The organism is Paraburkholderia sp. GAS448, assembly GCF_050435685.1.
Taxonomy (GTDB): Bacteria; Pseudomonadota; Gammaproteobacteria; order Burkholderiales; family Burkholderiaceae; genus Paraburkholderia.
Window position 1 is genome coordinate 122,309 of the sequence record NZ_JBNDKT010000020.1, and the last position, 24,865, is coordinate 147,173.

Sequence of the window (24,865 nt, forward strand, 5' to 3'; positions counted from 1 at the left end):
TCTTATCTGCCAGTCGAGTACGCTTTTCTCAACTCACGCTTTAACACCTTTCCTGATGCGTTGCGCGGGAGCGAAGCCACAAATTCGATGGATCGAGGGGCCTTGTAGCGGGCGAGGCGTGCACGTACGAACTCGATGAGGCCTTCGGGCGACGCGGTGGCATCCGTGTTGAGCACCACGACGGCCATGGGCGATTCCCCCCAGCGCTGATCGGGCACGCCGAATACTGCAACCTCCTGGACGGCCGGATGAGCGCTCAATACGGCTTCGACCTCCGCCGGATAGATGTTCTCGCCCCCAGAAACGATCATGTCCTTCAGGCGATCGCAGATATACAGATAGCCGTCGGAGTCGATACGACCCAGGTCGCCGGTATGAAACCATCCGTCGCGCAAACACTGCGCAGTGGCATCCGGCAGCCTCCAATAACCAGGCGTAACCTGCGCGGACCGGCAAACCACTTCCCCGATCGAACCTTCAGGCAGCGGGGCGCCCTGCGGATCGACGATCCTGATCTCGACGCCTTCCACGGGGCGCCCCGCCGACTTCAACCGTTCGCCGATTTCCTCTTCGTGGTCGCGCGGCGCAAGATATGTCAACGACCCGGCGACTTCTGTCATGCCGTAACCTTGCCCGATGCCGCAACCGAACTCTTCGCGCGCGCGCCGGATCAGTTCCAGTGGTGCGGGCGACGCACCATAGATGATCAGCTCGAGAGAAGACAGATCGACTTCGGTCATTGCAGGATCGTCAAGCATCATGCGCATCATCACGGCAGCCAGCTGCGCCTTCGTGGCGCGATGTATCTGGATGAGCCGCAGGGCCTCGCCTGGAACGAATTCGCGCATCAAGACCCCAGGCACGCCGAGCCACAGACCCATCATTCCCCAGATGCTCGCCCCGATGTGGTACTGCGGCATTGTGACCAACAGGACGTCGCGAGTGTGCCAAGGGCCCCAGGCAGCGGCCGCGCTCGATAGCGCAGCGACGATATTGGCATGGGTCAACAACACGCCCTTAGGTCTACCGGTGGTTCCGGATGTGTACATTTGAACCGACACAGCATCGCTGGCGACGGGCCGATGCGGATCCCGGTCATCCTGAGGGCGCCGCCACACCTCGTACCCTTGAGCTGCATCGATGATGATGCATTTCCTGACCGTCTTGGCGAACGCAGCGATCTGACGGAAAACGGGCTCCAATTCAGACGAGACGAATAGAACTTCCACCCCTGCGTCATCGAGAATGAACAGGATCTCTCTCGCACTAAGCCGGTAATTGATCGACACCAGAACAGCCTCAGCGCGCTCGGCACCAACAAGCAGCTCATGGAAAACCGGCGTGTTCTTGGAAAGAATCGCAATCCTGCCCTCGCGAGCAACGCCATCTTGCCGCAACCCATTGGCCACCTGGTTGGCACGACTATCCAGCTGTCGGCTTGTTACAGAGACGTCACCCGCCCAGACCAAAACGAGGTCCGGCCGAGTAGCCGCCCACTTCCTCACTTTATCGCTCAGCGTTTCCACGTTTAACTCGTGATCCGTTTGCGCGCCGCCGTCTACGATGTCGGCTCGGTTTCGCCGATCATGTTGGTGGCGCATAGGTGGTCGTGGTCGTTGTCAGGGAGACGATCTTGAATCGATCGCTCGGCAGAGGACCAAACCCCCAGTGCCGCTATTGCCAGCTGTGCAATTCCGGTAATACAGACCTGGCAAAGAGCTCCATGTTCTGACGCGCTACGCCCTTGGGCATGCCGCCATAGCTCACCTCGATCGTCAGGGCGAAGTCGCCGATCTCCTTTTTGCGCTGCTCGAGCTTTTCGAGGATCTGGGTCGGTGTCCCCCAAGTGTTGACGTCTACGAAAGCTTTGGCGGCAGCATCATATCCAACCTGCCGGAGGACTTCGGCGTCCTTCGCGTACTTGCCATAGACCTTCTTGTCGAAATGTTCGCCGGCGAATTCGTAGTGAACCAGGATGGTCTTGTAGTAGTTCGCGATGTACTCGCGGGCCAATTCTTCGGCTCGCTCGGCGCTTTCATCACAAAACACAAAGTCGACGCAAATCGGTGCGGGCGCCGGACGGTCCCACTTCTCGGCATACCCTTTTCGATAGAAATCGAAGTGTGGCGCCATCTCGGCCCAAGGCTTCTGCGCAAACGACAACATGGTCGAGCCGGTGTCGATGGCCAGCGGAATCGACTCCGGGGACATCGCCACGCAATACCGGCGATCCTTGAAGCTATTCAACGGCCCCGGGCGCACCTCTGTACGCATCTGCTTGTAGTAAGGACCCTCGCCTTCGACGATTCCCGTCTCCAACCCTTCGAGGATCATGTGTGCGGCCTCTTCAAAGCGGTCCCGAGCCTCCGACATCGGAATACCGAAAGTCTCATATTCGCGGCGCGCCAACCCTCGTCCCATGCCGAACCGTGCGCGCCCCCCGCTCAAATGATCCAGAAGGATCATTTTCTCGACAACCCGCAGTGGGTTGTTCCACGGAAGAATCACTGCGCCGGTCATCAACTTGATGGTCGACGTCTTGGCTGCCACGTAACTCAAAATCTGCATGTTGTCCGGGGCCATCCCGTAGTTCGAAAAATGATGTTCGACGACAGCGACCGAATCGAACCCGAGCTTCTCAGCACTGACGAGGATGTCCATATCCGTCTCATAGAGCTCGGTATCCGTCATCCGATTCTCGAAGTTCTGAAGAACGCAAAGAATTCCGACTTCCATAATTTCTACACCTCATGATTTTTGGCTTTGCCGCAACGCTGGTATCGGCGCCTTCACCTGTTTGTTTCTCTGGATAGTTCGAGTGCGACTACAATCGCGTGACGAATCGCTCTACTTCCAATGGCCTGACAGGCGTTTTTGCCACAGCCGAACCGATGTAGAGAAACGCCACAACGTGGTCATCCTCGGACAAGCCAATCGCCTTTTTCACGGATGGGTCGTACGCCGCGTCTCCGGTTTTCCACATGCCCGCATAGCCGAGAGCATGAGCCGCCAGCCAAATGTTTTGGGCACAAGCGCCTGCCGCGAGTAGTTGTTCAATTTCGGGAACCTTGCTTTGCCGATCGACGCGAGCCGCCACAACGATAATCATGGGCGCGCGTCGAGCTTTCGCCCGTTCTGATTCCAGGCTCTCGTCGGTCGCATCAGCGAAGTTGCGCTTGCGCAACTCCGCCATGGCGTTGCCGAGCGTCTCGCGGGCGGCACCTTCGATAATGACGAAACGCCAAGGCGTCAGGCGTCCATGGTCCGGTGCACGAATCCCCGAACGCAGAATGAGCGACAAATCCTCCTCGCCTGGGCCGGGCGCATCCAACCTCGACGCCGAGACGCGTGTTTGAATGGCATCGATAGCCTCCATCGATCTCCTCCAGTTCATAGTCGAAACGTTTTTAGAATCCATCGCTGAAAATACGCAATCAAACTGCCGTGCCGATCTCCACACCCGGGCCAGCAATGCACGATGCCAGTATCAACATTGAAAGCTGGCGACGCACAACGCCTCGGAAAGACACCATTCTCTGTAGCCGCTCGCGTTAGACCCAAACGTACTATGGCTAAACGCGTATATCAACCTCTTTGAATCTTGGGTTCATCTAATGAACCTAAAAATTCGGTTCACCAGATGAAATTGATCAAGGCATAGATTTGTCCAACATATCGGGCAATCGATTTATAGGTCTGAGGTAAGTGGCCAAGTAACCACCCGGGGTCGACTAAAAATTGCGCGCCCGGATCGATTGAGCCTGAGCGCCGAAGACACTCACCGTAACCACCGTGTTGGCCATGACCACTACTCCGTTATTTGCGTGCGAGATACATTCGCTTATGAAAGGACGTGCCTTATTCGTCGGACGCGCCGATGGATGGCCGAAGCGGATTTGTTCAAGGTCCGTGACGAAGAAGGCATGGGTCGGGCGAAACGCATCTACGTACCCGACTGACTGCTCAACCGCAGCACCCGCAGCATCGCCCAGACAGAGGCAGGGCAACGCTATTTGGTGCGTGCATGCAACGACGGACTTTGGTCACCTACCTGGTACCTGCCATCATGCGTTATCAGGCGACTTCAACATGATCCGCTAAGCCGCTTCGAGCGTCCGTGCAAAGAGGGCTTGAATTCGACGCCATACGATATTGGCCGCAGCCGCGTCATAAACATCGGATCGACTGGGCATCATGAATCCGTGAAATGCTCCGGGATGCCACTCGAGTTGATATCGGATGCGGCGCGCATCCAGCCGTCGCTCGAGTGCCGCCATATCTTCTCGCGTAGCCATCTGATCGCTGTCCGCAATGCCGAAGTAAAGCTCGGCCTGCACGTGATCGAGAGCGAGGTGCGGTTTGGGCTGATCCTTGATCCATCCGGGGTGAACGGAAGCACTGGCGGCAACGTGCGGACCAAGGGCCTCGGCGAGTATGAGTGCGAGCCTGCCGCCCATGCAGTAGCCGTAAATGCCAATCATTTTGAGCGATGCAGCATTGTCCCGCTGCGCAAGCTCGAGCACCGCCTTGACATCGCTCACTGCGCGTTGGTCCGTCAACGCTTTGACTGCACCCGTGATCGTTTTCATGCCATTTTCATCGGTGGAAAGCGGCGCCTTGAGGCCGAATCGATAGAAAAGATCCGGCGACAGGACGTAATAGCCCCACGAAGCCACGCGGCGCGCGTGTTCGCGTAACTCTTCGCGCATGCCCAATGCGTCCATGATTTGAATCACTGCCGGAAAGGGCCCATCGCCGTCCGGGCGGACTATGAACACGCCCATGGTTCCTTCGTCGGTATCCAGCATCTCCTCTCGTTCGATCATTCGCTCTGCCTCGAGTGCAAAAAAGTGAATCGTGGGTCCCGGTGGCTGGATGCCGACCATTGCGACGCATTTTCCGCGACGCCGCTCAAGGACGCATTGGCAGTGAGCCTTCCGAGCGAACTGTGAATAGTTCGATCGAACAGGTCAACAATGTAGACCCGGGTACGCTGTCGGCACCGACATATAAAACAGTCGGCGCATAAGGTCTTCAGAGAACCTTTCCCTATAGTCTGTCGCGTTAGACCCCAACGTACTATGGCGAATGGCAAGCGGCAAGTACGGCGAATTGATATTTCATGGAATGAATCGATTCACTCAATGAAGCTAAAGAGGCGAGCCTGCACAACCGGCGGCGCGTACCATCGGAGACGGCTTTCGCCGTTAGAGCAATCCGCTGTTTGCGTGAGAAATGGGATTAGCCCATAAGGGAGGACTTCTGCGTCTCGATCAGGCGGAGGCGTTCGAGCTTCCGCCGACGGCCTTTCACGTGAACCTTGCGCACGCGCTCTCCGCCGCGCCGCGGGAGGGCAAAGGGGTCGGCGCCCTGCCCATGTCATCAGCGGTACCTGCCCTGCGCAGCGGCTCATTAGTACGTGTATTACCGGGCTATCACCTTCAGAAGCTGACGGCCTACGTCCTATATCCCTCGCGGCAATACCTCGATGCCAAGGTCTGGACATTTGTCGAGTTCTTGCGGGAAGTCGTGCCGCAAGCGCTGGTTGCCGACCCGGCAGCGATGAATTATCAGGCTGTCTTGGTCAACTCCGCGTCAACGGCAGCAAGCAGACGCGAATCTTCCGCCGTTACGTCTGGCGAGAAGCGACCGACTACTTCGCCGTTGCGCCCGATAAGAAATTTCTCGAAGTTCCACAGCACATCCGCGTGATTCTTGGGATGCACGCCATACCCTTTGAGCCTCTCCCGAAATGGCCCCTCTCCGGTCGCCCGCGGCTGCGCCTGGACCAACTGCGCATACAGCGGATGCTGGTCTTCGCCAACCACGGAAACTTTTGAAAAGAGCGGGAAGTGCACGTCGTAGCTTGTGGCACAAAAAGATGCGATTTCGTCATCGGTGCCCGGTTCCTGGCCTTTGAAGTTGTTGGCAGGGAATCCGAGTACTTCAAGGCCGTGTGCGTGTCTGTCCTGATACAGTTTCTCCAGGCCGCTGTATTGCGGGGTAAGGCCGCACCTGGAGGCGACGTTGACCACCAGCAATACCTTGCCTCGGTAGGCGGCGAGACTCGTCGCCCGACCATCGATTGATTTCAGCGCAATATCGTATAGCGTTTGTGACATCGAGTTTCTCCTTGAACAGGGGCGGGTCGGCTGCGTAAAACGCTGGCCAGCCGGTAGATTAACGGATTCCTGAACCGCTCTCATCCCGGCATGTCGAAGCACGAATGTGCGCCGTCTCCGCGCATTCCACCCAGTATCAGCAAGTGCGCCTCAGATGTTCAAGGCCTCAGGTTGTCAGGCTCTGCCGCTCGCCTCGTTCTGCAGCCCGCCTTACAGCCTCGATGAGACGGGTGTTGTGAACCGCGTGTTCAAAACCGGGAGTGTTGTAGGTGCCCTCACGAATATCGCGGACGAGATGAGCGTAGACCGTTCCCACATTGATCGCGGCACCCATGAACCCACCTGAGACCGCGGCCTGCTCGGGCGCCTCGAATGCGACGTTTGACCTGAGTTCGAGATCTCCAGCCTGGAAGCCGTAGGGGTGGTTGCTAGTCAGGCTGAGCCATCCCTCCGATCCCTTGATTTCGAAGCTGAAGCGAGCATCCTCCGGCGCTGCGCCACCGTGAATGTGCGCCGTAACGACGGCGCCAGAACGCGTCTTTCCTAGAACGTCGACGTGATCAGCAGTTTCACGCATACGCTCCTCGCCGGTGTCTGTCAGTTTGACCGCGGGCCACACGATTTCCGTCCGGGCGTCTACCTCGATGATCTGCCCAAGGAGCGCTTCCACCACATCGAGTGTATGCCCCCCGGTGATAGTAAGCAGATTGGCGCCAGACGATGCTTTGTTGAAAAGATCGTGCGTGGAAGGCATTTGCGGCCCGAAACCCACGGTAGTCGAGACAACTCTCGCGTTGAGCGGCCGCCCAATCTTTCCCGACGAAAGTAACTGAGCCGCACGCCGCACTGATGGATTCAGCTGGCCCTGCAACCCGATCGCCGTATGCTGCGAACGTACCGCACGCGCCATCTCTTCAGCCTCCGAGACGGTGCATCCAAGCGGTGCTTCGCAGTAGACCGCTTTGCCCGCGTCCAACGCCGCCAGAACGAGGTCGCGATGTGCGGGCACATTCACGGCGACCGTTACGACATCGATCCGGTCATCGCGGATCATTGCGTAGGGATCGGAAAACCAGCGGTCGGCACCAAAAGCTTCAGCCGCTTGCCGCGCGCTTTGCTCATTGCGCGTCGCCACAGCTGCAAGCCTTGCGCCAGGCAGCCCTTTAATCGCCGGAACGTGCGACACTTTCGCCCAACTTACGTCGGCGTTGGCTCCGACGATTCCGACGCGAATTTCTGTTTGAGTCATGGCTGCAACCTATGTATAAGAAAATGAGTTCGTTCTTTTCCGTTCCCGTTGTGACGGAAAGTAGACGTGTGCCGAAGGAGATTCGCTCGCAGGCTTGACCGCATTGAGCTGGGAGAAAGACGAATCACCTGTCGTCCCGTTGAGCTTGGGTGCATGGAACCAGGCGTGAGGCGCTGATCGCTAGTCGAATCCGATCACGATCTTGCCCAGATGTTGACCGCTTTGCAGGCGGCGCAGCGCATCGGGCAGCTGCTGAAACCTGTAACGGCTGTCGATCACCGGCCGGAGCTTGTGGAATGCGACGGCACGGTTCATCGCCTCCAAATCCTGGCGACTGCCAGCCCTGACCTGAGTGACGTCCACTTGATGCGTTAAGGCCAGCAGAGAACCGCTGTTGACCCGACCGCTCAGCAGGCCAACCAGCGCGAGCAGCCCCCCTGCCCGCGTCGATGCCAGCGATTGGTCCATGGTCTTTGCGCCGCCAACCTCGACCGTAAGGTCCACGCCCACGCCGTCGGTGAGCTTTCGTACGGCGGCGCTCCATTCAGGGACCTCGCGGTAGTCGACCGTCTCATCGGCGCCCATGGTCTTTAAGCGAGCACACCGTTCCCGGCTGGACGACGTGATGATGACTCGCGCGCCGAACAGCTTGGCGAACTGAAGAGCAAACACCGAGACGCCACCGCCACCCTGCAGCAGAACAGTCATGCCCGGCAGCAGCGGCGCAGCACCGCACAGCGCGCGCCACGCAGTCACACCCGCCAATGGCAACGTCGCACCTTCCTCAAAGCTCAGATGCTGCGGCAGAGGCACCGCCTCGTGCTGATCGACGACCAACTGCTCGCGCATTACGCCGTCGACCGCACCGCCTCGCCCAGCACTTGCAGGAGAAGCTTGCCATGGGCCACCGATCCAGTCCGGGTTAAAGGTAAGTGCCACACGATCGCCAGGCTTCACGCGCCAAACGTCAGACCCGATTTCGATTACCTCGCCGGCTCCATCAGAGCAGGGGATCAGGTCCCGCTTTGAGGGAAGTGCGCCGGACAACAGGAGAAGATCGCGGTAGTTGAGCGACGCGGCGCGCATGCTCACTCGAATCTGCCCGGGCCCAAGCGCGCCGGGTGCGGGCACATCATCGATCGACAGTGAATCCGGACCATTCAAACCATGTGCGACGAACGCTTTCATTGATGATCAAACCTCCCAGGGCATTTCGACAGCGGCGTAAGCAACGTTGGGGGCACCTTTCGATGTGGTTTGTAGGCCGTACCTCTTGGAGCGGCTATCAGGCAGACTCGGCAACTCTTGCGGCGCAGCTGCGGGCGTGAGCAACCCGGGCTGTCTTTGGACTTCGCCAAGCGTCTCAAAACCGTCTCAGGATCTGGAGGCATGTCTCGCGTTTCAGGATGTCTTTGAACAAGCCGTCAATGTAGCCGCGAGCAATCCGGATTAAAATAGCCAGAACTTGCATTCGGTATTAACCGACACTTAACAATGCTTCCGAAAGAAGTAGCCGCGTTGACGGCATTCGTACAGGTCGCAGAATTGCACAGCTTCCGCGCTGCAGCATCGCGACTGGGCGTCACACCTTCTGCGCTCAGTCAAACCGTGCGCCAACTGGAAGAGCGATTGGGCGTGCGCCTCCTCAATCGCACGACGCGCAGCGTATCGCTGACGGATGCGGGGATTCGACTGTTCGATCAGCTCCAATCGGCATTTGGCCAGATCGGCGGTGCACTGGAGGACTTGAACCGGCAGCGCGAGCGGCCCGTCGGCACGCTCAGGATCTATGCCACTCACGCGGCGGCCGCACTCGTTGTCGCGCCAGTTTGGGAGCGCTTCCTCTCCACCTATCCCGATGTACATCTCGAGCTGCGCGTGGATCAAGCGCCAGCAGATATTGTGGCGATGGGGTTTGACGCGATGATTGGCTGCAAGGAGCACCTTGCTACAGACATGGTGGCCATGCGGGCGACGGGGCCGATGAAGGTTGCGGTCGTGGCCGCGCCTGCCTATCTCGCAGACCATGGGCACCCACGTACTCCTGAAGACCTCGTGAATCACAGGTGTATTCGTTACCGGCTTGCGCCAGACCAGCCCCTGTACGAGTGGTCGTTTATTCTGGGCGGACAGCCCCAACGCGTGCCGGTTGGGAGCCACGTGATTATCAATGGCTCGGAGTTGGCGGTTCGTGCTGCGATCGACGGGCTCGGAATAACTTATACCGTCGAGGCGCAAGTGCAGGTGTTCCTGCACTCAGGGCAATTGATGAGGGTACTGGAGGAATTCTCACCTTCGTCCGAGGGATTTTTGATCGGGTATCCGAGTCGCCGGCAAATGTCCGCAGCGCTGCGCAAATTCCTCGATTTGGTCCGGGACACCCACCGCCCGCCCGGCCCGGTAGTCACCAACCCGCTCCAGGACGCATCGGGTCGATGAGCGCATTGCAGGGTCATCGATCTCTCACTGCACCGCGCCGTTCTCACCGCGGCCCGAAAGCCGCGAAGCAATAAACTCGAGCGCCGCGCGACGGGCCGCGGCGTCGGCCTCGAGCACGTCGTCAATGCTGTCCGCGCTGCGGTTCGGCAGCGCATCGAGAACCGCGGCGACTGTCAGCGCGATGTCGGTGAAGCGAATGCGCCGCGCAAGGAACGCATCGACGGCCACTTCGTTTGCCGCGTTCAATGCCGCGCTCGCAATACCACCCGTGGCGAGCGCCTGCATCGCAAGAGCAAGACAAGGAAAGCGCTCGTAATCCGGCGTTTCAAACGAAAGTGACGCAACCTGCGCGAGGTCGAGTTGCCCGGCACCCGACTCGACGCGCTCGGGAAAAGCGAGGGCATGCGCGATCGGCGTGCGCATGTCGGGATTGCCGAGTTGCGCAAGCACCGAGCCGTCCGCATAGGACACGAGCGAATGGATGACGCTTTGCGGATGGATGAGGACGTCGATGCGCTCGCTCGGCAAACCGAACAACCAATGCGCCTCGATCACCTCGAGCCCCTTGTTCATCATCGTTGCCGAATCGACGGAGATCTTGCGCCCCATGACCCAGGTCGGGTGCTTGCATGCCTCTTCGGGCGTCACATCCACGAGGGTCGCCGGATCACGTGTGCGGAACGGCCCTCCCGATGCGGTGAGGGTGATTTTCGACACGCCGCCGTGCAGCGAAGCGTCGCCCCGCGAGACCTCACGCGGCAAGCACTGGAAGATCGCGTTGTGCTCGCTGTCGACAGGAAGAAGCGTCGCGCCGCTATCGCGCATCGCATCCATGAAGATGGCGCCCGACATGACGAGCGCCTCCTTGTTTGCGAGCAGAATGCGCTTGCCCGCGCGCGCCGCTGCGAGCGTCGGTGCGAGACCTGCCGCACCAACGATCGCCGCGACTACGGTGTCACATCCAGCGCTCTTCGACACGTCCAGAAGCGCCTGCGGACCGTAGGTGACGTGCGTCAGCGAACCGGCTGCGCGCAATTGCGCCTCGACGCTTGCCGCCGTATCGCCATCGCCGACTACCGCGACGTCAGGCCGAAACTTCAAGCATTGAGCGACGAGCTTCTCCGAGTTTCGATGGGCCGCAAGCGCATACACAGCAAAGCGATCTGGATGGCGGCCGACGACGTCAAGCGTGCTATCGCCTATCGATCCCGTCGAACCGAGCAGTGTCAACCGTTTTTTTGTTTTCATTCCGAGGACCCACCACGACTGCAACAAGATCGCCCACTACGCCTTCTGAGGTCTCTGGGCGCTGATTCATGGGCGCGAGCTTATCTTTTCCGAATGTGCCGCCCCATACACGTTGCTCCCATGTCGGCTCCTCACGCGTCTGCCAGTGGCACCGCAGGATCGGCTAGTCTGCCGACGCCAGGTACGCGACCCTCGGCAATCAGTCTCTTGCCAACCACGAAATCTTTCGCAGAGTTCACCGAGTTGACCGCGACGATCTTGTCTTCGCGCAAGTAGAAAGCGGCAAAGCGATTGCTTCCAGGGTCACCGCGGACGACGACCTGGTCGTCCGGCTGTGACAGGCCGGCGATCTGTAGCTTGATGTCGTACTGATCCGACCAGAACCACGGCAATTCGTGAAAGGGTTTGGGCTGGCCCAGGATTGCACTGGCGGCCGCGCGCGCCTGACCCACCGCCGCCGGCACCGATTCGAGTCGTAGCCGCTTTCCGATTACATCGTTGGGGTGATTCGTTGCGTCGCCGATGGCAAAGATCGCAGGGTCACTCGTTCGGCCGCAATCGTCGACGACGATGCCGTTCTCGACTGCCAGTCCCGCCGCGGCCGCGAGCTCCGTATTGGGGATGGCGCCAATCCCGACCACCACCACATCGGCCACAATATCCGTACCGTCAGCGAGTCGTACCGACTTCACCGAGCCTTCGCCGGTGAAACCTTCGAGCAAGGCGCCGAGGCGTAAGTCCACACCGGCGGCCCGGTGCACTTTGGAATAGAAATCGGCGATTTCGGCCCCGGCGACGCGGGCGAGCAGCCGCTTTTGCGTCTCGATGACCGTCACTCGGCAGCCGAGTTCGGTGGCGCTGGCTGCTACTTCAAGCCCCACGTAGCCGCCCCCGACAATCGCCAAACTTTTACCTGCGCCCAGCCGCCCGGCGATTGCCTGCGAATCTGCGAGACTGCGCAAATAAAAAACGCCGTCCAGGTCGGCACCTGCCACAGTCAGCCGCCGCGCTCGAGCGCCAGTGGCCATCACCAGTTTGTCGTACGTGAGGCGCTCTCCAGTCGACAGCCTTACGGTACGAGCCTTGCGATCGACCTCACTGACGCTCGTGCCGAGCCTAAGCTTGATTTTATTGTCGACATAGAATTGCTCGCGCTTGAGGAAGGTTCGCTCGAGCTCCACGCTACCGCTCAGAAGTGCCTTGGATGTCGAAGGGCGATCATAAGGTCGATGGACTTCGTCGCCGATCACGATCAGATTGCCGCCGAACCCGCCCGCGCGCAGGGAGTCCACCAATTGTGCGCCGCCATGGCCGGCGCCGATTACGATGATTGTCTCAGTCATCCCTGGAGTTCCACACTGTTCTCTCAACCCGATCCCTCGACGATTAGACCGGAGTGGCTCGGAACGATTGGATGGGTTCCCCCGTCACGCCACCGCACGTTGGCCCGGACGGAAGAACAGAACGAACACTGGCCCGACAAAGGCGAGCGCAATACCAACAACAACGAGTGCTTTGGGAAGTTCGAAAGAACGCCGCAACAGTGAAACGACCAACGGATTGGCGATTGTCGCCAACATGATCGCGCTGTTCATCAGCCCGACTGCGCGGTTACGCATGTCAGGCGGCGTAGCATCGAGAACGATTGCCGAAATGACGGGAATGTAGAGGCCGTAACCGATTCCGCAAATGATGTAGCCGACTACAATCAAGCCGATGTCACCAGAACGTATCCCGGTCAAAGCGATTCCCATTCCCATGGACAGACTCGAGACCAGGATCAACGTCGAATGATGGAGGCGTTTGCGCAGCGCCGCATAGGCGGCCGATGCCAATGCGCCCGTAACGATCGTCACAACAAGGATCAGCCCTCGAGCGGCGGAACTGGTTACGCCAGCGCCACTCAGAAGAAATGGCCCTTGCAGCGCCGGCACTGCCGCGCCAAACGCGAGAAGAAAGCTCAGCAGGTACAACGGCCAGAGCCGGACCTGATTCGAGCCCACGCTCGCGTGACTTCGACGAACCGACAGGGTCCCATTCTGGCCCCGGGTTGCAAGATAAGCCGCTCCAAGAGTCAGTGCGCCGACCAGATAAAAAACTGAGGGCGCTCGCCAGTTGATATGGTCCACGAGCCAGCCGCCCGACACCAGCATCAGTATGTTGTAGATCAGAACGACGGAGTGGGCGTATCCCAGGATGCGGTTACGCTCGATGCCCAGATACCACTCGGCGGTAAGCGCGGTGCACATGGTCGCGGCAGCGGCCCCACAAAGTCCCAGCAATAGTCGCGCGACAATCAGAACAGGAAGGTTGGGGGCCGCGAGGCAGATCGCGCCCGCCGCTACGTAGGCAAGCAATGCTGTCAGCAGACACCGACGGATGCCGATCATGTCGGCGATCCAACCGCCGAGTGGTGCTCCGATCAACATGGCAAGCACCGGTAGTGCCAACACCATCTGAGCGACAAAAGTTCCGTTACCGACTTCTTTGAACTGGCGCGCCATTTCGGGGAGAGCCGAAACCATCGCAAAAGGTACGGTGATGACGAGAGCCAATCCTGAAAGCGCGACGATGCTCCTTGCCGCCCGGATCGTCGACGATTCCGCGCCAGCAGCCGCTTCATATGACGTACCCATTGCTATGCTCCTCCATCCGAATTTCATTAGTTGTATCGTTCGTCACTTTCCGGAAAAGCCCGGAAGTCTGGCAGTGTCTCGTAGACTTATCGTGACGATGAACGGCGAGCACGGTGATTGCGCGTCGAAACATCGAGTTTGATGCCGCTAGCGCGGGCTGCAGCACCGTGTACTGCCGAGGAGCCAGGTCGACGCGTCGCCATATCGGCTGACCAGCTATGGATCAATATTGCGTCTCGGGAATGAAGACTCGAAGTCCGTCGAGCGCCTCGTTCATGGAGATCTGGCAGCTAAGCCGGCTCCCCGCTCGACGTGGTGACGCCGTTGCGTCCAGAAGCTCATTTTCGATATCACCAACCGGCGGGAGTTTGCCGAACCACTCTTCGTCGACGTAGACGTGGCATGTCGCGCATGAGAGATTGCCGCCACATTCCCCGTCAATCCCGTCCACTCCGATGCCCCGGGCGCCCTCCATAAGGGTCGAACCTGCATCGACTTCGACGTTTTGCACTCTGCCATCGTAGCGTATGAATTTAACTGTTGGCATTGAATTGGTCCTCTTTCGGAGTCGTCAAACTGGAAACCTGGCGATAGTCGTCACCAGAGCCCGATCATCGACAATCTTCACTCTTGATGCACAATGCCTCCCCACGCACCGAGAAGTTCGTCTCGCGTCTCGCGGGCGGGTTTGGGCTCGGGATTGGGTGTACGGCTGAAGCGCGGTGCCGGGGCAGGATGGACTACGCCGTCGATCAAACGCAGCGTGTCCCGATCCTGCACTTGAGGGTGGGATGGCGCCTCATCCATCGACAGAATGCTTGCGACGCAGGCGTCGGTTCCCTCGAATATCGCCGACCATTCGGCGCGCGTGCGCGATGCGAAGATCGTAGCAAGGCGAGCTCGCGGCGCCGGATCACCGGCCGAGGCATACACCAGCGTTTCCACCTCATCGCCAAGGCCGAGTCTTTCCAACAGAATGCGGCGGAACTCGGGCTCCAGCGGGCCGACGGAGACCCAGCCATCCCGGCAGCGGTACACCGTGTAATACCAGCAGCTGCCGTCGAGCAAATTGCCAGCCCGCTCCGCTCCCCAGCCACCAACCGATTTCACGCCATAGAGAGGCGCCATCAACATGGCAGCGCCGTCGACCATTGCCGCGTCGACGACCTGCCCTTGTCCCGACCGGCTTGATTCCAGTAGCGCGCTCACGATCCCGAGGGCGAGCAAAAGACCGCCGCCGCCATAGTCACCGACGAGATTGAGCGGCGGCACGGGACCCGACTCCGCGGTTCCCATCGAATGCAGCGCACCGCTGATGGCGATGTAGTTGATGTCGTGGCCGGCCCTTTGGGCCAGTGGTCCGGAGCGCCCCCAACCGGTAACGCGCCCATAAATCAAGCGCGAGTTGCGGGCGAAGCAGGCATCGGGCCCTAGTCCGAGCCGTTCCATGACGCCGGGACGAAAACCTTCGATGAGGGCATCCGCCTGTGCAACGAGTGCGAGCACCTGGTCGCGCCCAGCCTCCGACTTCAGATCGGCGGTAATGGACCCCGCTCGCCCCCTGTCGAGCACGGGATTCAAGCGGCGCTGCGTGGACGCTGGACGTCTGATCCGGAGCACATTCGCGCCCAGGTCCGCGAGGACCATTCCAGTGAAAGGCCCTGGGCCGATGCTCTCGATCTCCAGCACACGGATCCCCGACAGCGGCCCGTTTGCGCCTTGCATCTGCTGCTCCTCTTGCGCCATGCCACTCGCTCCCTGTGTCGACCGCTCGCTTGTCGTCCGATTGAAGGACTTCGCTGTGCGTTGCACGCCGTCTATGGCTGAAACGTCGAATGACCGCATCAGTGCGAAGCGGCTTGCTTTTGCGCCGCGGCATTAGCGAACAACTGCCTGGGGTTGGAGACCAGAATGGTCTCGACGTCCTCGTCCGTGAGCCCCATTTCCTTCAGCCGCGGAATGATCGACTTGAAAATGTGCGTGATTCCCCAATTTGGCGCGATCTGCTCGAGATTCACCCCGAAACGCCCCAAAAGGCAAACCGGATAGTCCTGCGAGATGACAACGTGTTCGCGCAACCCAGCCGCGACGAGCTGCATCAGGTTCTTCATGCGAGCATCGTCGGGAAGCAGAAAGTCCAGGCCGAAACGATCGAGGCCGACAAACGCACCGCGCCTGGCAAGCGACGCCTGGTACCCGTGATCGTCGCGATCGCCGGAATGGCCAACGACCATGCAGTTGGCGTGTCCATGACAGGATTCGACGATGTCGATCTGATCGTGTCCGTGGCTCGCCAGCTGCGTGTGAGAAATGATCGGCGCGCCCGTGATCAGCGACGCCTGCGTGGCGACGGAAATCATCTTGCGCTCATACTCGGTCGGCTCACCATGGGTGGCAATCTTGATGACGCCGGCCTTGATTCCCGTGTCCCCGATACCCTCTGTGATTTCCTTGACGTACAGTTCGAGGATGTCCTCAGCCGGCATGGTTCGAAACGTATAGGGCGTCCCTTCGAACTCGTTGTAGACACCCGTCGCACAGACGATGTTGATCCCACTGCGCTGTGCGACTTCGGCAATGAACTCCGCGTCGCGACCGATATCCATCGGACAAGGGTCGATCATGGAATTGCAGCCGTATGCATGAAGCTCCTGAATGCGATCGATAGCCCGAGCCATCGCCTCGCTGCGGATAAACTTCGGTGCCTTGAGATCCATATTCCATCCCGGCATGCCGACGAGCACATGCTCATGGATCAATGTCTTTCCCAAGGCCGACACCTTAACAGTGCCATCTGTCAACTGCACTTTTGTGTCCATGCGGGTCCTCCTTTAATTGCTCAATTTGGGGCTAAAGCCGTTCCACAATCGTGACGTTTGCCATGCCTCCGCCCTCGCACATGGTTTGCAGCCCGTACCGTCCATTTCTCGCCTGCAAGGCGTGGATGAGGGTTGTCATCAGCTTGCAGCCGGATGCTCCCAATGGGTGTCCCAGGGCGAGCGCCCCTCCGTTCACGTTCATCTTCGAAAGATCGGCGCCGACCGTCTTGGCCCAGGCGAGCGGAATCGGCGCGAACGCTTCGTTGACCTCGTACAGGTCGATGTCTCCGATCGACATCCGGGCCTTGCGCAAGGCCGCTTGCGTCGCCGCGACAGGAACGTCGAGCATGACCACCGGATCGCCGCCCAATACCGACATGTGATGCACGCGAGCCAGAGGTGTCAGGCCTGTTTTCTTCAGCCCCGCCTCATTGACGACAAGCAACGCCGCGGCGCCGTCGCAAAGCTGACTGGCATGCGCGGCGCTCAGGATCCCACCCTCCGAGATCGGCTTCACACTCGCAATCACCTCCAGCGAGGCGTCGTAGCGAATTCCCTCGTCCCGGTCATGCAGGGACTCCTTTCCAGATTCCGGGTCCCGTACCGGTACGGGTACGATCTCCTTTGCGAACTTTCCGCTCGTGGTCGCGTAAGCGGCGCTGCGATGGCTCACAAGCGCGAATTCGTCGAACTCTGGCTTGCTCAGTTCGTACATGGGAATCATGCGTTCGGCCCCGTCGAACTGGCTGAATTTGATTCCCGGATATCTGGCCTGGCATCGTGGCCCCTGGTAATGGCCGAAGCCGTGCGTCGATGGGAAATGCGCAGCCAATCCCATCGGCGAGCGCGTCATGCTCTCGACCCCGCCCGCCAACACCACGTCCATCACACCACTTTTCACGGCCTGGGCAGCAAAATGCAGCGCTTGCTGGGACGACCCGCAGGCACGATCAACAGTTGTGCCAGGAATGGTGTGGGGAAGAGACGAAGCCAGAACCGACTGCCGACCGATATTCGAAGCCTGTTCTCCCGCCTGAGTCACACATCCGAAAACGACATCCTCGATCAAAGCCGGATCAATGCCGCTGCGCTCGAGAAGCGCATCGATGACGAATCCGCCGAGATCGGCGGGATGCCAGTCCTTGAGACGGCCCCCTTTCTTGCCGCCTGGCGTCCTCACTGCGGCCACGATGTACGCTTCGTTCATATCGTTTCACTCCTGAATAGAAGATAGTTCGCCATTCGCTCAAGCAAGCGCCCCACCGTGAAGGCGATGTCCGACGAACTCGACGACCTGGCGCCCCACAGTGGCGAGTTGGTCTGCGACCGAATCGTCAAGACAGACTCCATCCTTGAACGGGCCTTTGCTCGTGTTGATCGTGCAGCCAAAAGGCGTAGGCCAGCCGCGCAGCGCATGCACGATCGACCGCAGCGCCACCAAAGTACTCCCCGTCGCTTGCCACCCATATGCCGTCACAATCAACCCTACCGGCAGTCCGTGCAGATAGGGGCGCTCGTCCTTCGATGTCAATTCCAGATAGTCAATCGCGTTTTTGACGAGTCCCGAAATGGAGCCGTGGTAGCCCGGGCTCGCCAGAATGATCCCGTCGGCTTCGCGCACCGCCGCGATCAGCCGCTGCGCCTGAGTGCAACTTTTTTCAGCCACGGTCAAGAAGTGCGGCAACTCCACCAACTCCCGGTGCCCGAATCGCTCGATGCGCGCACCTGCTGCAGCGGCAGCATCCAAAGCGACGTCGAGAGCCTGCTCGGTGGAGGAGACCGCTTGTGCGGTGCCACCGATCCCGACGATTAAAGGCCCACCAGAGGAAAAATCACGCATGATCGTCACGCTTACCCGAAGAAATACTGTTGAAGGGGATGCCCTTGTCGGCACGGATTTCCTGCGGCAGGCCCAAGACGCGCTCCGCTATCACGTTTCTCAATATCTCGTCCGTTCCGCCTTCAATGCGCGTCCCCGCCGAGCGCAGGAGCATGGCCTGAAAGCGTCCGGTATCCAGGGCCTCGGAGCCGTCGAGCAAGCCGTACTGCGCTTGCAGGTCGATGGCAAAGGTGGCGATGTCCTGCATCGTTGCGCCGGCGACCAGCTTGCCGATCGAGTTTTCGGGTCCCGGCGCAATGCCTTTTGAAAGAGCCGAAATGCTGCGCGCGGCGGTGTGACGCAGTCCGCTTTCGCGAACGGCCCAGGCGGCGAGTTTCGAGCGAACCGACCGGTCATCTATCGCCATGCCCGATCCGATCCGGTATGACATGCAGAACTGAATCAACTCGGGCAAGCCGGTCGACATGCCTGCACCGATCGACAGACGCTCGTTCATCAGCGTGGTAAGCGAGACTGTCCAGCCTTGTCCGGGTGCGCCTAACCTTTGCTCATCCGGGACGCGAACCTCGTCGAAAAAAACTTCGCTGAAGCCGGATCCGCCGTTGATCTGCTTGATGGGGCGAAATTCGACGCCTGGTGAGCGCATGTCGATAAAGAACATCGTCAAGCCGGCGTGCTTGGGTACGGTCGGGTCGGTCCGGGTCAACAATATGGCGAAATCGGCCACATGTGCGCGACTGGTCCAGACTTTCTGACCATTGATAACCCAATGATCGCCCTGTCTTTCCGCACGAGTCCGCAGACCAGCGAGATCCGATCCGGCAGCGGGCTCGGAGAACAGTTGGCACCAGACTTCATCGCCACTGGCCATGGGCGGGAGATAGCGCCGTTTCTGTTCCTCGGTGGCCCATGCCATCAACGTAGGGCCGCACATCCCCAAACCAATTCCGAACAGTCGCGAGAGTCGCGAGTAAACGCCCTCTTCCTGTTGCCAGATGATGCGCTCGATCGGGCCCGCTGAACGGCCCCCGTACTCCTTTGGCCAATGCAGGCACGCCCACCCCGCATCGCGCTTGCGTCGCTGCCAGGCTTTGGACGCAGCCACGACGTCCATGCTCTTGAGCTTGAGGTCGCCAAACGGCGCCGCCTTCAGTTCCTCTTCCAGATGATGCGGAGCATTGTCATCGAGCCACTGCCGCGCTTCGGTGCGAAGGCGCGACTCTTCAGGACTGTCCTGGAAATCCATTGCACCGCTCCTAAATCACGCCCGACGTTTTGATGCACTCGATCAAGCGATCCTCCCAGTACATCGGGCCACGCAGATTGACCGCCAGCAGGTTGGAACGGCGGTAGTACAGATGGCAGTCACTCTCCCACGTGAAGCCCATACCGCCATGTACCTGGATGTTGTTCTTCGCGCAGTGCCGGAACGCCTGCGTCGCGCTTACACGCGCGGATGCAGCCGCCTGTGGTAACTCAGCCGAATCGACGGACAGCGCCCAAGCGGCGTAGTACGCGTTGGAGCGCGCCAACGTCGCAGAGACATACATGTCGGCCATCATGTGCTTGAGCGCCTGGAACGAACCGATCTGGCGGCCGAAAGCGCGCCGTTCGAGCGAGTAGTCGCGCGCCATTTCGAGCGCGCGGTCGGCACCTCCGACCTGCTCGAAGGCGAACAACACCGCCGCCCGGTCGAAAACGCTTTCGATCGTCGAAGAATCTCCCGTCCCCAGAGGCTCGACCGGCGTCTCGTCAAAGCTCAAGCGTCCCTGCCCCCGGGTCGGGTCAATCGTGGAAACCGCCTCGCGACTGACTCCCTCGGCGGCCAGGTCAGCGATAAAAAGCTGCGGGTGGTCGTCGTCACCTGGTGCGGAGACGATCGCAAAATCTGCAATCATCCCGTCTGGCACTGGAATCTTCACACCTGAGAGCTTTCCTTTGGATACCTTCGCGTGAACCTTCAGGTCACCAGCGTCGCTGCCTTCGGTCAGCGCCACCGTTCCCACTGCTTCGCCACTTGCTATCAGGGGTAACCACCGCTCTTTCTGGGCTTCGCTGCCGGACGCCAACAGAAACTCGGCAGCCAGATAAACCGACGAGGAGAACGGCACCGGCGCCAGTGAGCGGCCCAATTCCTCTGCGACGACGCAGAGCTCCAGGTAACCCAGCCCCAAGCCACCGTACTCCTCCGGAATCGCCGTCGCGGTGAAACCCAGCTCGATCAATCCCGCCCAGAGTTCCGGGTCATGGGTGTGCCCTGCATCCAATACGGCTCGAACGACGTCACGTGAACTGGTCTTCTCGAGAAATCGTCGGGCGTGATCTTTCAACTGCTTCTGGTCGTCTGAGAAATCGAAATCCATCTTGTCTCCCGCAGCCAACTTTCGGTCTGGCCCCCGTCGAGTGACATGGGGTCCGCATGCAGTCAAGACTATTCCAACTATTTTGGTTCGGCAAGACAAATTGTATTGTGCCGAATAGTATTGACACCCGAACTATCACGTGTGACCATGAAGACTCGAAACCGGACAACAGAAAGAGGACTGGCGTCATGTCGAAACTTTGCGAAGGTCGTGTCGTTATCGTCACAGGAGCAGGCCGGGGCATCGGCCGCGAATACGCGTTGATGCTCGCCGCTCACGGTGCAAAGGTCGTCGTGAATGATCTCGGCGGCGCCCTGGACGGCGTCGGGGCAGACGCGACTCCCGCCCAGCAAGTTGTAAACGAAATTCGAGCGGCGGGCGGCGAAGCAGTTGTGGACGGCAACGACGTCAGCGACTGGAACGGTGCAAAAGCCCTCATTGACAAAGCTGTCGAAAGCTTCGGCAGACTGGATGTTCTCGTCAACAACGCCGGCATTCTGCGTGACCGTATGCTCACGAATATGGAAGAGGCTGAGTGGGACGCAGTGGTGAAGGTCCATCTGAAAGGGACGTTTGCACCGACCCGTCACGCTGCTGCCTGGTGGCGCGAGGAGAGCAAGCGGCTAGGCGCTCCGCTTGACGCCCGTGTCATCAACACCAGTTCCGTGTCAGGCATCTACGGCAACATTGGCCAGGCGAACTATGGCTCCGCCAAGGCCGGGATCGCCACGTTCACGATCATCGCTTCGCGCGAGCTTCGCCGTTACGGCGTCACGGTCAATGCGATCGCACCCGTCGCCAATACACGCCTCACCGAAAGCCTTCGCGAATACACAGAGGAAGAAAAGCGGCGCCGCGACCCACGCTGGATTGCGCCTGTCGTGACGTGGCTCGCCAGCGCTGAATCCTCCGGCATCAGCGGACGCGTCATCGAATCCGGCAATGGAATCATGGCGGTCGCAGAGGGGTGGCACCGCGGTCCGACGGTCGACCAGATGGAAGATCCCGCTGCCATCGGGCCGGTGCTGATCGACATGGTTCAGCGCGCCAGAAAGAATGCCGGCATCAACGGCGCCGATCTGGACTGAGTCCCCGTAGTGCAGCATGCCGACCATCGATAACTGACCGGCGAGACCTCCATGGCCGTGACCATTGAACAGTTGCAGGCGATTCGCGCAGAAGCGGCACGCTTCTCGTACTCCGACCGCGAAAGCTTCCTGTACGCCTTATCGGTAGGGTTTGGGCGAGACCCGCTGAACCCCGACGAACTGCCGTACGTCTGCGAAAATGAAGACGTCATACGCACCGTTCCGACCATGGCGACGGTACTGACGCAGTTTTCGGCGCTACGCGAAAGTGGCATCGATTACTCGAAGGTCCTGCACGCGGAACAGAGGCTTAAGGTGTTTCGGCCCCTGCCTGCGGCGGCCACTATCGTGGCCGATTATGGGGTTACGGCGGTCGTCGATAAAGGACGGGAGAAGGGCGCGCTCATCTTCGTCGAGACCCGCGTACGAAACGCCGAAGACGGTCAGCCGCTCTATACCGCCGGCGCTACGATAATGGCCCGCGGCGATGGCGGGATCGGCAGTGTAGGGGATGCACCGGATGCGCTCCCCTCCCCTCCGGCTCGCGCACCCGACCAGGTGGTTTCGTTCCAGACGCTGCCCGGTCAGGCGCTGCTCTATCGCCTCAACGGTGATCGGAACCCGTTGCACTCCAATCCCGCGATGGCCTTGCGCGGCGGATTCAGTCAGCCGATTCTCCATGGCCTGTGTACTTACGGCGTCGCCTGCAAGACGATCATCGCGTCGATTTGCGGCCACGATCACGCTCGCATCGAGCAGTTCGACGCGCGCTTCACGTCGCCCGTCTACCCTGGCGAGCAGCTCGACATCGATATCTGGAATGAAGGCACGAGTGCAATGTTCCGCTGCCGCGCGCCGGCTCGGGACGTGGTCGCGCTGAACAACGGCGTTTGCAAATTTCGCACGTTCGCGTGACGACGGCTTCCTTTTAAGCTCTTACGGATACTCGATGAGTAAAAGAACCCCAAAGCCTTCTTCATCAGATGCGCAGTTTGCGCCGGTTCGCGCAATCACGGCAATCGCGCGCGAATTCGACAAGGTGGCTCGATACGCTCCGGTCAGCATCACGCAGTATCACTTGATGCTGTATCTGAAAGATGGCCCCCGCAGCGCAGGCCAGGTCGCGGCCACCTGCCTGGTGACCACGGCCACGATTTCCGGTCAGATTGCCTCGCTTCGCGAGAATGAATGGATCAGCGCGGAGATCGAACCCCACGATCGACGGGTGACGAGACTATTGCTGACCGAAGCAGGCCGCGAGGCGCTGGCGGATTTCGAACGGCTGCTGCTCAACTGCCTGGAATCTCTCATATCGAAAGACGACCGGGCGCGTGTGCTGTCAGACCTGACCCACCTTTGTACGTCGTTTTCCGCAACACGTGAAACCCGATACGCCGATTCTGAATCGTCCTCTTATCGCTTCGTCCCACCCTCCGACCTCGACAAGTGAGTTCGCCATGCTCAAGACGCCTGCCCCTCCGGACGCCACGAAGCAAACCAAACCGATTGTGCCGTACCTGAAGCTCGGTGAAACAGATGCCCCATACCTCGAGGGCTTGCGCTGTTCCTCCTGCAATGCCGTTTTTATCGGCGCGCGCGACAGGTGCAGCCACTGCTTCTGCGACGACCTGACTCCGTTTCAGCTGTCCGACACCGGGCGGTTGTACAACTGGACCATCGTATATCGCAACTTTCCCGGCATACGGGTTCCGTTCATATCTGCTGTCGTCGATCTCGACGGCGGCGGGACTGTAAAGGGCAATCTGGTGGACATCGAGCCTGATCCGGGCATGATCAAGTTCGATATGCCGGTGAAGCTGGTGTATCGACCTGTGGATGCGACCGACGCCGAGGGCAACCTGTATGTCAGTTACTTCTTCGTTCCCGCTCAATCAACTGGGAGTTAAAGCTCATGACGGACGTCTGCATCGTTGGTTCTGACATGACCCGCTTCGGCCGCTACCCGGAGCAGAATGTTCCAGGTATAGGTGCTCAGGGCGCGCTACTCGCACTCAAAGACGCGGGACTGTCGATCAAGGACATTCAGGCCTTGTACTGCGGCAATCAGCTCGAAGCCAAGGCGATGTCAGGGCAGCGCATTTTGCACCTGATCGGCCAGACCGGAATTCCGGTTGTCAACTGCGCGAATGCCTGCGCAACCGGGGCCACCGCGCTGCGTGAAGGTTGGATCGCGATCAAGGCTGGGCTCTATGACCTGGTGCTTTGCGTAGGCGTCGAGCAAATGGGGCGAGGACTGCTGGGAGGCACGGCCGCGCCGAACGGAATCCCCGTGGAGGGATTGTTGGGATCCGGCACCATGCCGGCCGTATTTGCCAAGGTGGGCATGGAGCACGCGAGAAAGTACGGCACCACCTTCGAGCAGTTTGCGAAGGTATCGGTGAAGAACCACTTCCACTCGCAGTTCAATCCCAAGGCTATGTATCAGAAACCCGCCGCGCTCGAAGAAGTCATGGGTGCCGAAATGATTTCGTATCCAAACACGAAGCTGATGTGCTCCGTCAACGTCGATGGAGCCGCAGCCGTGGTACTCGCTTCGGCGAAGAAGGCGCGGGAGCTGGGCCTGCGTTCGCGAGCCATCACGATCCGTGCCTCGACCTTGACGAGCGATCCTTATTCGGAACGCGATCTGGTCATGCACGACTTCAATGCCTGCACGAGACTCGCTGCGCGCCACGCCTATGAAGAGGCGGCGCTGGGACCGGAAGACATCGATATGGTGGAACTGCACGACTGCTTCGCGACCGCCGAGATTGTCCACTACGAAAATCTGGGCCTCGCAAAAGAAGGAGAAGGTGCGACGCTCATCGAGACCAAGGCTACCTATAACGGCGGCAGAATTCCGGTCAATGTCTCCGGTGGGCTTCTTTCGAAGGGCCACCCTCTCGGCGCCACAGGCATCGCCAACATCTGTGAGGTAGTCAGTCACCTGCGCGGAGAGGCCGGCAGCCGACAAGTGCAAGGGGCCCGTATCGGCCTCACGCATGTCGTCGGTATTGGAAGCGCGGCCTCGGTGCATATCCTCGAACGCGCCTATCCTTGA

23 protein-coding genes and 1 pseudogene are annotated in these 24,865 nt (G+C 59.8%); 7 read left to right on the forward strand and 17 right to left on the reverse strand.

All coding sequences use genetic code 11. From position 1 onward, the window contains the following. Window positions 1-2: 2 nt before the first annotated feature. The 4 genes from P3T23_RS29955 to P3T23_RS29970 form a co-directional block, all read right to left on the reverse strand. Window positions 3-1,526 (reverse strand): long-chain-fatty-acid--CoA ligase, encoded by a 1,524-nt coding sequence (locus P3T23_RS29955; RefSeq protein ID WP_429319708.1) that lies wholly within the window; start codon window positions 1,524-1,526, stop codon window positions 3-5. 148 nt (window positions 1,527-1,674) lie between these two features. Further along, the gene (locus P3T23_RS29960; RefSeq protein ID WP_429319709.1) at window positions 1,675-2,736 is read right to left on the reverse strand and encodes an LLM class flavin-dependent oxidoreductase; all 1,062 of its coding nucleotides are present in this window, start codon (window positions 2,734-2,736) and stop codon (window positions 1,675-1,677) included. An 88-nt stretch (window positions 2,737-2,824) separates the two neighbouring features. Next, entirely contained in the window at window positions 2,825-3,376 is a 552-nt protein-coding gene (locus P3T23_RS29965; RefSeq protein WP_429319710.1) for a nitroreductase family protein, read from the reverse strand. Between the two features lie 721 nt (window positions 3,377-4,097). Continuing rightward, entirely contained in the window at window positions 4,098-4,826 is a 729-nt protein-coding gene (locus P3T23_RS29970) for a dienelactone hydrolase family protein (protein ID WP_429319711.1), read from the reverse strand. A gap of 445 nt (window positions 4,827-5,271) precedes the next feature. Between P3T23_RS29970 and P3T23_RS29975 the strand changes: the two are divergent. After that, a pseudogene (locus P3T23_RS29975) lies at window positions 5,272-5,565 on the forward strand (LysR substrate-binding domain-containing protein); the annotation flags it as partial. 5 nt (window positions 5,566-5,570) lie between these two features. Here P3T23_RS29975 and P3T23_RS29980 read toward each other — a convergent pair. The 3 genes from P3T23_RS29980 to P3T23_RS29990 all read right to left on the reverse strand — a co-directional run bounded on the left by P3T23_RS29980 (window position 5,571) and on the right by P3T23_RS29990 (window position 8,559). Then, window positions 5,571-6,122: a glutathione peroxidase gene (locus P3T23_RS29980; RefSeq protein WP_429319740.1), complete on the reverse strand. Its 552-nt coding sequence runs from the start codon at window positions 6,120-6,122 to the stop codon at window positions 5,571-5,573. Between the two features lie 166 nt (window positions 6,123-6,288). Then, window positions 6,289-7,371 (reverse strand): Gfo/Idh/MocA family protein, encoded by a 1,083-nt coding sequence (locus P3T23_RS29985; RefSeq protein ID WP_429319712.1) that lies wholly within the window; start codon window positions 7,369-7,371, stop codon window positions 6,289-6,291. A gap of 180 nt (window positions 7,372-7,551) precedes the next feature. Then, window positions 7,552-8,559 carry a zinc-dependent alcohol dehydrogenase family protein gene (locus tag P3T23_RS29990; RefSeq protein WP_429319713.1) on the reverse strand — a complete coding sequence of 336 codons (1,008 nt, stop codon included), beginning with the start codon at window positions 8,557-8,559 and terminating at the stop codon, window positions 7,552-7,554. Window positions 8,560-8,865: 306 nt separating this feature from the next. On the opposite strand from P3T23_RS29990, the gene P3T23_RS29995 reads away from it, so the two are divergent. After that, complete coding sequence (locus P3T23_RS29995) at window positions 8,866-9,810, forward strand: LysR family transcriptional regulator (protein ID WP_429319714.1); 945 nt, start codon at window positions 8,866-8,868, stop codon at window positions 9,808-9,810. 24 nt (window positions 9,811-9,834) lie between these two features. Here the strand turns inward: P3T23_RS29995 and P3T23_RS30000 are convergent, their stop codons facing one another. The 10 genes from P3T23_RS30000 to P3T23_RS30045 all read right to left on the reverse strand — a co-directional run bounded on the left by P3T23_RS30000 (window position 9,835) and on the right by P3T23_RS30045 (window position 20,716). Continuing rightward, complete coding sequence (locus P3T23_RS30000) at window positions 9,835-11,058, reverse strand: 1-deoxy-D-xylulose-5-phosphate reductoisomerase (protein WP_429319715.1); 1,224 nt, start codon at window positions 11,056-11,058, stop codon at window positions 9,835-9,837. A 131-nt stretch (window positions 11,059-11,189) separates the two neighbouring features. Beyond that, complete coding sequence (locus P3T23_RS30005) at window positions 11,190-12,401, reverse strand: NAD(P)/FAD-dependent oxidoreductase (RefSeq protein ID WP_429319716.1); 1,212 nt, start codon at window positions 12,399-12,401, stop codon at window positions 11,190-11,192. A gap of 84 nt (window positions 12,402-12,485) precedes the next feature. Next, window positions 12,486-13,613: an MFS transporter gene (locus tag P3T23_RS30010; protein WP_429319717.1), complete on the reverse strand. Its 1,128-nt coding sequence runs from the start codon at window positions 13,611-13,613 to the stop codon at window positions 12,486-12,488. Between the two features lie 304 nt (window positions 13,614-13,917). Further along, window positions 13,918-14,205 carry a 2Fe-2S iron-sulfur cluster-binding protein gene (locus P3T23_RS30015; protein WP_429319718.1) on the reverse strand — a complete coding sequence of 96 codons (288 nt, stop codon included), beginning with the start codon at window positions 14,203-14,205 and terminating at the stop codon, window positions 13,918-13,920. Window positions 14,206-14,318: 113 nt separating this feature from the next. After that, window positions 14,319-15,419 carry a CaiB/BaiF CoA transferase family protein gene (locus P3T23_RS30020; protein WP_429319719.1) on the reverse strand — a complete coding sequence of 367 codons (1,101 nt, stop codon included), beginning with the start codon at window positions 15,417-15,419 and terminating at the stop codon, window positions 14,319-14,321. Window positions 15,420-15,538: 119 nt separating this feature from the next. After that, window positions 15,539-16,513: a phosphotriesterase family protein gene (locus tag P3T23_RS30025; protein WP_429319720.1), complete on the reverse strand. Its 975-nt coding sequence runs from the start codon at window positions 16,511-16,513 to the stop codon at window positions 15,539-15,541. A 31-nt stretch (window positions 16,514-16,544) separates the two neighbouring features. After that, window positions 16,545-17,720: an acetyl-CoA C-acetyltransferase gene (locus P3T23_RS30030; protein WP_429319721.1), complete on the reverse strand. Its 1,176-nt coding sequence runs from the start codon at window positions 17,718-17,720 to the stop codon at window positions 16,545-16,547. A 39-nt stretch (window positions 17,721-17,759) separates the two neighbouring features. Beyond that, a complete protein-coding gene (locus P3T23_RS30035) occupies window positions 17,760-18,353 on the reverse strand; it encodes an NADPH-dependent FMN reductase (protein ID WP_429319722.1) in 594 nt (197 codons plus the stop codon). After that, window positions 18,346-19,599 carry an acyl-CoA dehydrogenase family protein gene (locus tag P3T23_RS30040; protein ID WP_429319723.1) on the reverse strand — a complete coding sequence of 418 codons (1,254 nt, stop codon included), beginning with the start codon at window positions 19,597-19,599 and terminating at the stop codon, window positions 18,346-18,348. The genes P3T23_RS30035 and P3T23_RS30040 overlap by 8 nt, the downstream gene beginning before the upstream one ends. A gap of 10 nt (window positions 19,600-19,609) precedes the next feature. Continuing rightward, window positions 19,610-20,716, reverse strand: coding sequence for an acyl-CoA dehydrogenase family protein (locus tag P3T23_RS30045; RefSeq protein WP_429319724.1), 1,107 nt, complete (start codon window positions 20,714-20,716; stop codon window positions 19,610-19,612). Between the two features lie 188 nt (window positions 20,717-20,904). Between P3T23_RS30045 and P3T23_RS30050 the strand changes: the two genes are divergently transcribed. The 5 genes from P3T23_RS30050 to P3T23_RS30070 are packed head-to-tail and all read left to right on the forward strand — an operon-like array spanning window position 20,905 to window position 24,865. Then, the gene (locus P3T23_RS30050; RefSeq protein ID WP_429319725.1) at window positions 20,905-21,804 is read left to right on the forward strand and encodes an SDR family oxidoreductase; all 900 of its coding nucleotides are present in this window, start codon (window positions 20,905-20,907) and stop codon (window positions 21,802-21,804) included. A 51-nt stretch (window positions 21,805-21,855) separates the two neighbouring features. Further along, window positions 21,856-22,719: a MaoC/PaaZ C-terminal domain-containing protein gene (locus tag P3T23_RS30055; protein ID WP_429319726.1), complete on the forward strand. Its 864-nt coding sequence runs from the start codon at window positions 21,856-21,858 to the stop codon at window positions 22,717-22,719. Between the two features lie 34 nt (window positions 22,720-22,753). Continuing rightward, a complete protein-coding gene (locus P3T23_RS30060) occupies window positions 22,754-23,254 on the forward strand; it encodes a MarR family winged helix-turn-helix transcriptional regulator (protein WP_429319727.1) in 501 nt (166 codons plus the stop codon). Window positions 23,255-23,261: 7 nt separating this feature from the next. Then, a complete protein-coding gene (locus P3T23_RS30065) occupies window positions 23,262-23,711 on the forward strand; it encodes a Zn-ribbon domain-containing OB-fold protein (protein ID WP_429319728.1) in 450 nt (149 codons plus the stop codon). 5 nt (window positions 23,712-23,716) lie between these two features. Further along, window positions 23,717-24,865: a thiolase family protein gene (locus tag P3T23_RS30070; RefSeq protein WP_429319729.1), complete on the forward strand. Its 1,149-nt coding sequence runs from the start codon at window positions 23,717-23,719 to the stop codon at window positions 24,863-24,865.

Excerpts from the sequence above, each read along its gene's own strand:
- P3T23_RS29960 (WP_429319709.1), bottom strand. The coding sequence starts at position 2,736 with ATGGAAGTCGGAATTCTTTGCGTTCTTCAGAACTTCGAGAATCGGATG.
- P3T23_RS29965 (WP_429319710.1), bottom strand. The coding sequence starts at position 3,376 with ATGGAGGCTATCGATGCCATTCAAACACGCGTCTCGGCGTCGAGGTTG.
- P3T23_RS29970 (WP_429319711.1), bottom strand. The coding sequence starts at position 4,826 with ATGATCGAACGAGAGGAGATGCTGGATACCGACGAAGGAACCATGGGC.
- P3T23_RS29980 (WP_429319740.1), bottom strand. The coding sequence starts at position 6,122 with ATGTCACAAACGCTATACGATATTGCGCTGAAATCAATCGATGGTCGG.
- P3T23_RS29985 (WP_429319712.1), bottom strand. The coding sequence starts at position 7,371 with ATGACTCAAACAGAAATTCGCGTCGGAATCGTCGGAGCCAACGCCGAC.
- P3T23_RS29990 (WP_429319713.1), bottom strand. The coding sequence starts at position 8,559 with ATGAAAGCGTTCGTCGCACATGGTTTGAATGGTCCGGATTCACTGTCG.
- P3T23_RS29995 (WP_429319714.1), top strand. The coding sequence starts at position 8,866 with ATGCTTCCGAAAGAAGTAGCCGCGTTGACGGCATTCGTACAGGTCGCA.
- P3T23_RS30000 (WP_429319715.1), bottom strand. The coding sequence starts at position 11,058 with ATGAAAACAAAAAAACGGTTGACACTGCTCGGTTCGACGGGATCGATA.
- P3T23_RS30005 (WP_429319716.1), bottom strand. The coding sequence starts at position 12,401 with ATGACTGAGACAATCATCGTAATCGGCGCCGGCCATGGCGGCGCACAA.
- P3T23_RS30020 (WP_429319719.1), bottom strand. The coding sequence starts at position 15,419 with ATGCAAGGCGCAAACGGGCCGCTGTCGGGGATCCGTGTGCTGGAGATC.
- P3T23_RS30025 (WP_429319720.1), bottom strand. The coding sequence starts at position 16,513 with ATGGACACAAAAGTGCAGTTGACAGATGGCACTGTTAAGGTGTCGGCC.
- P3T23_RS30030 (WP_429319721.1), bottom strand. The coding sequence starts at position 17,720 with ATGAACGAAGCGTACATCGTGGCCGCAGTGAGGACGCCAGGCGGCAAG.
- P3T23_RS30035 (WP_429319722.1), bottom strand. The coding sequence starts at position 18,353 with ATGCGTGATTTTTCCTCTGGTGGGCCTTTAATCGTCGGGATCGGTGGC.
- P3T23_RS30040 (WP_429319723.1), bottom strand. The coding sequence starts at position 19,599 with ATGGATTTCCAGGACAGTCCTGAAGAGTCGCGCCTTCGCACCGAAGCG.
- P3T23_RS30045 (WP_429319724.1), bottom strand. The coding sequence starts at position 20,716 with ATGGATTTCGATTTCTCAGACGACCAGAAGCAGTTGAAAGATCACGCC.
- P3T23_RS30050 (WP_429319725.1), top strand. The coding sequence starts at position 20,905 with ATGTCGAAACTTTGCGAAGGTCGTGTCGTTATCGTCACAGGAGCAGGC.
- P3T23_RS30055 (WP_429319726.1), top strand. The coding sequence starts at position 21,856 with ATGGCCGTGACCATTGAACAGTTGCAGGCGATTCGCGCAGAAGCGGCA.
- P3T23_RS30060 (WP_429319727.1), top strand. The coding sequence starts at position 22,754 with ATGAGTAAAAGAACCCCAAAGCCTTCTTCATCAGATGCGCAGTTTGCG.
- P3T23_RS30065 (WP_429319728.1), top strand. The coding sequence starts at position 23,262 with ATGCTCAAGACGCCTGCCCCTCCGGACGCCACGAAGCAAACCAAACCG.
- P3T23_RS30070 (WP_429319729.1), top strand. The coding sequence starts at position 23,717 with ATGACGGACGTCTGCATCGTTGGTTCTGACATGACCCGCTTCGGCCGC.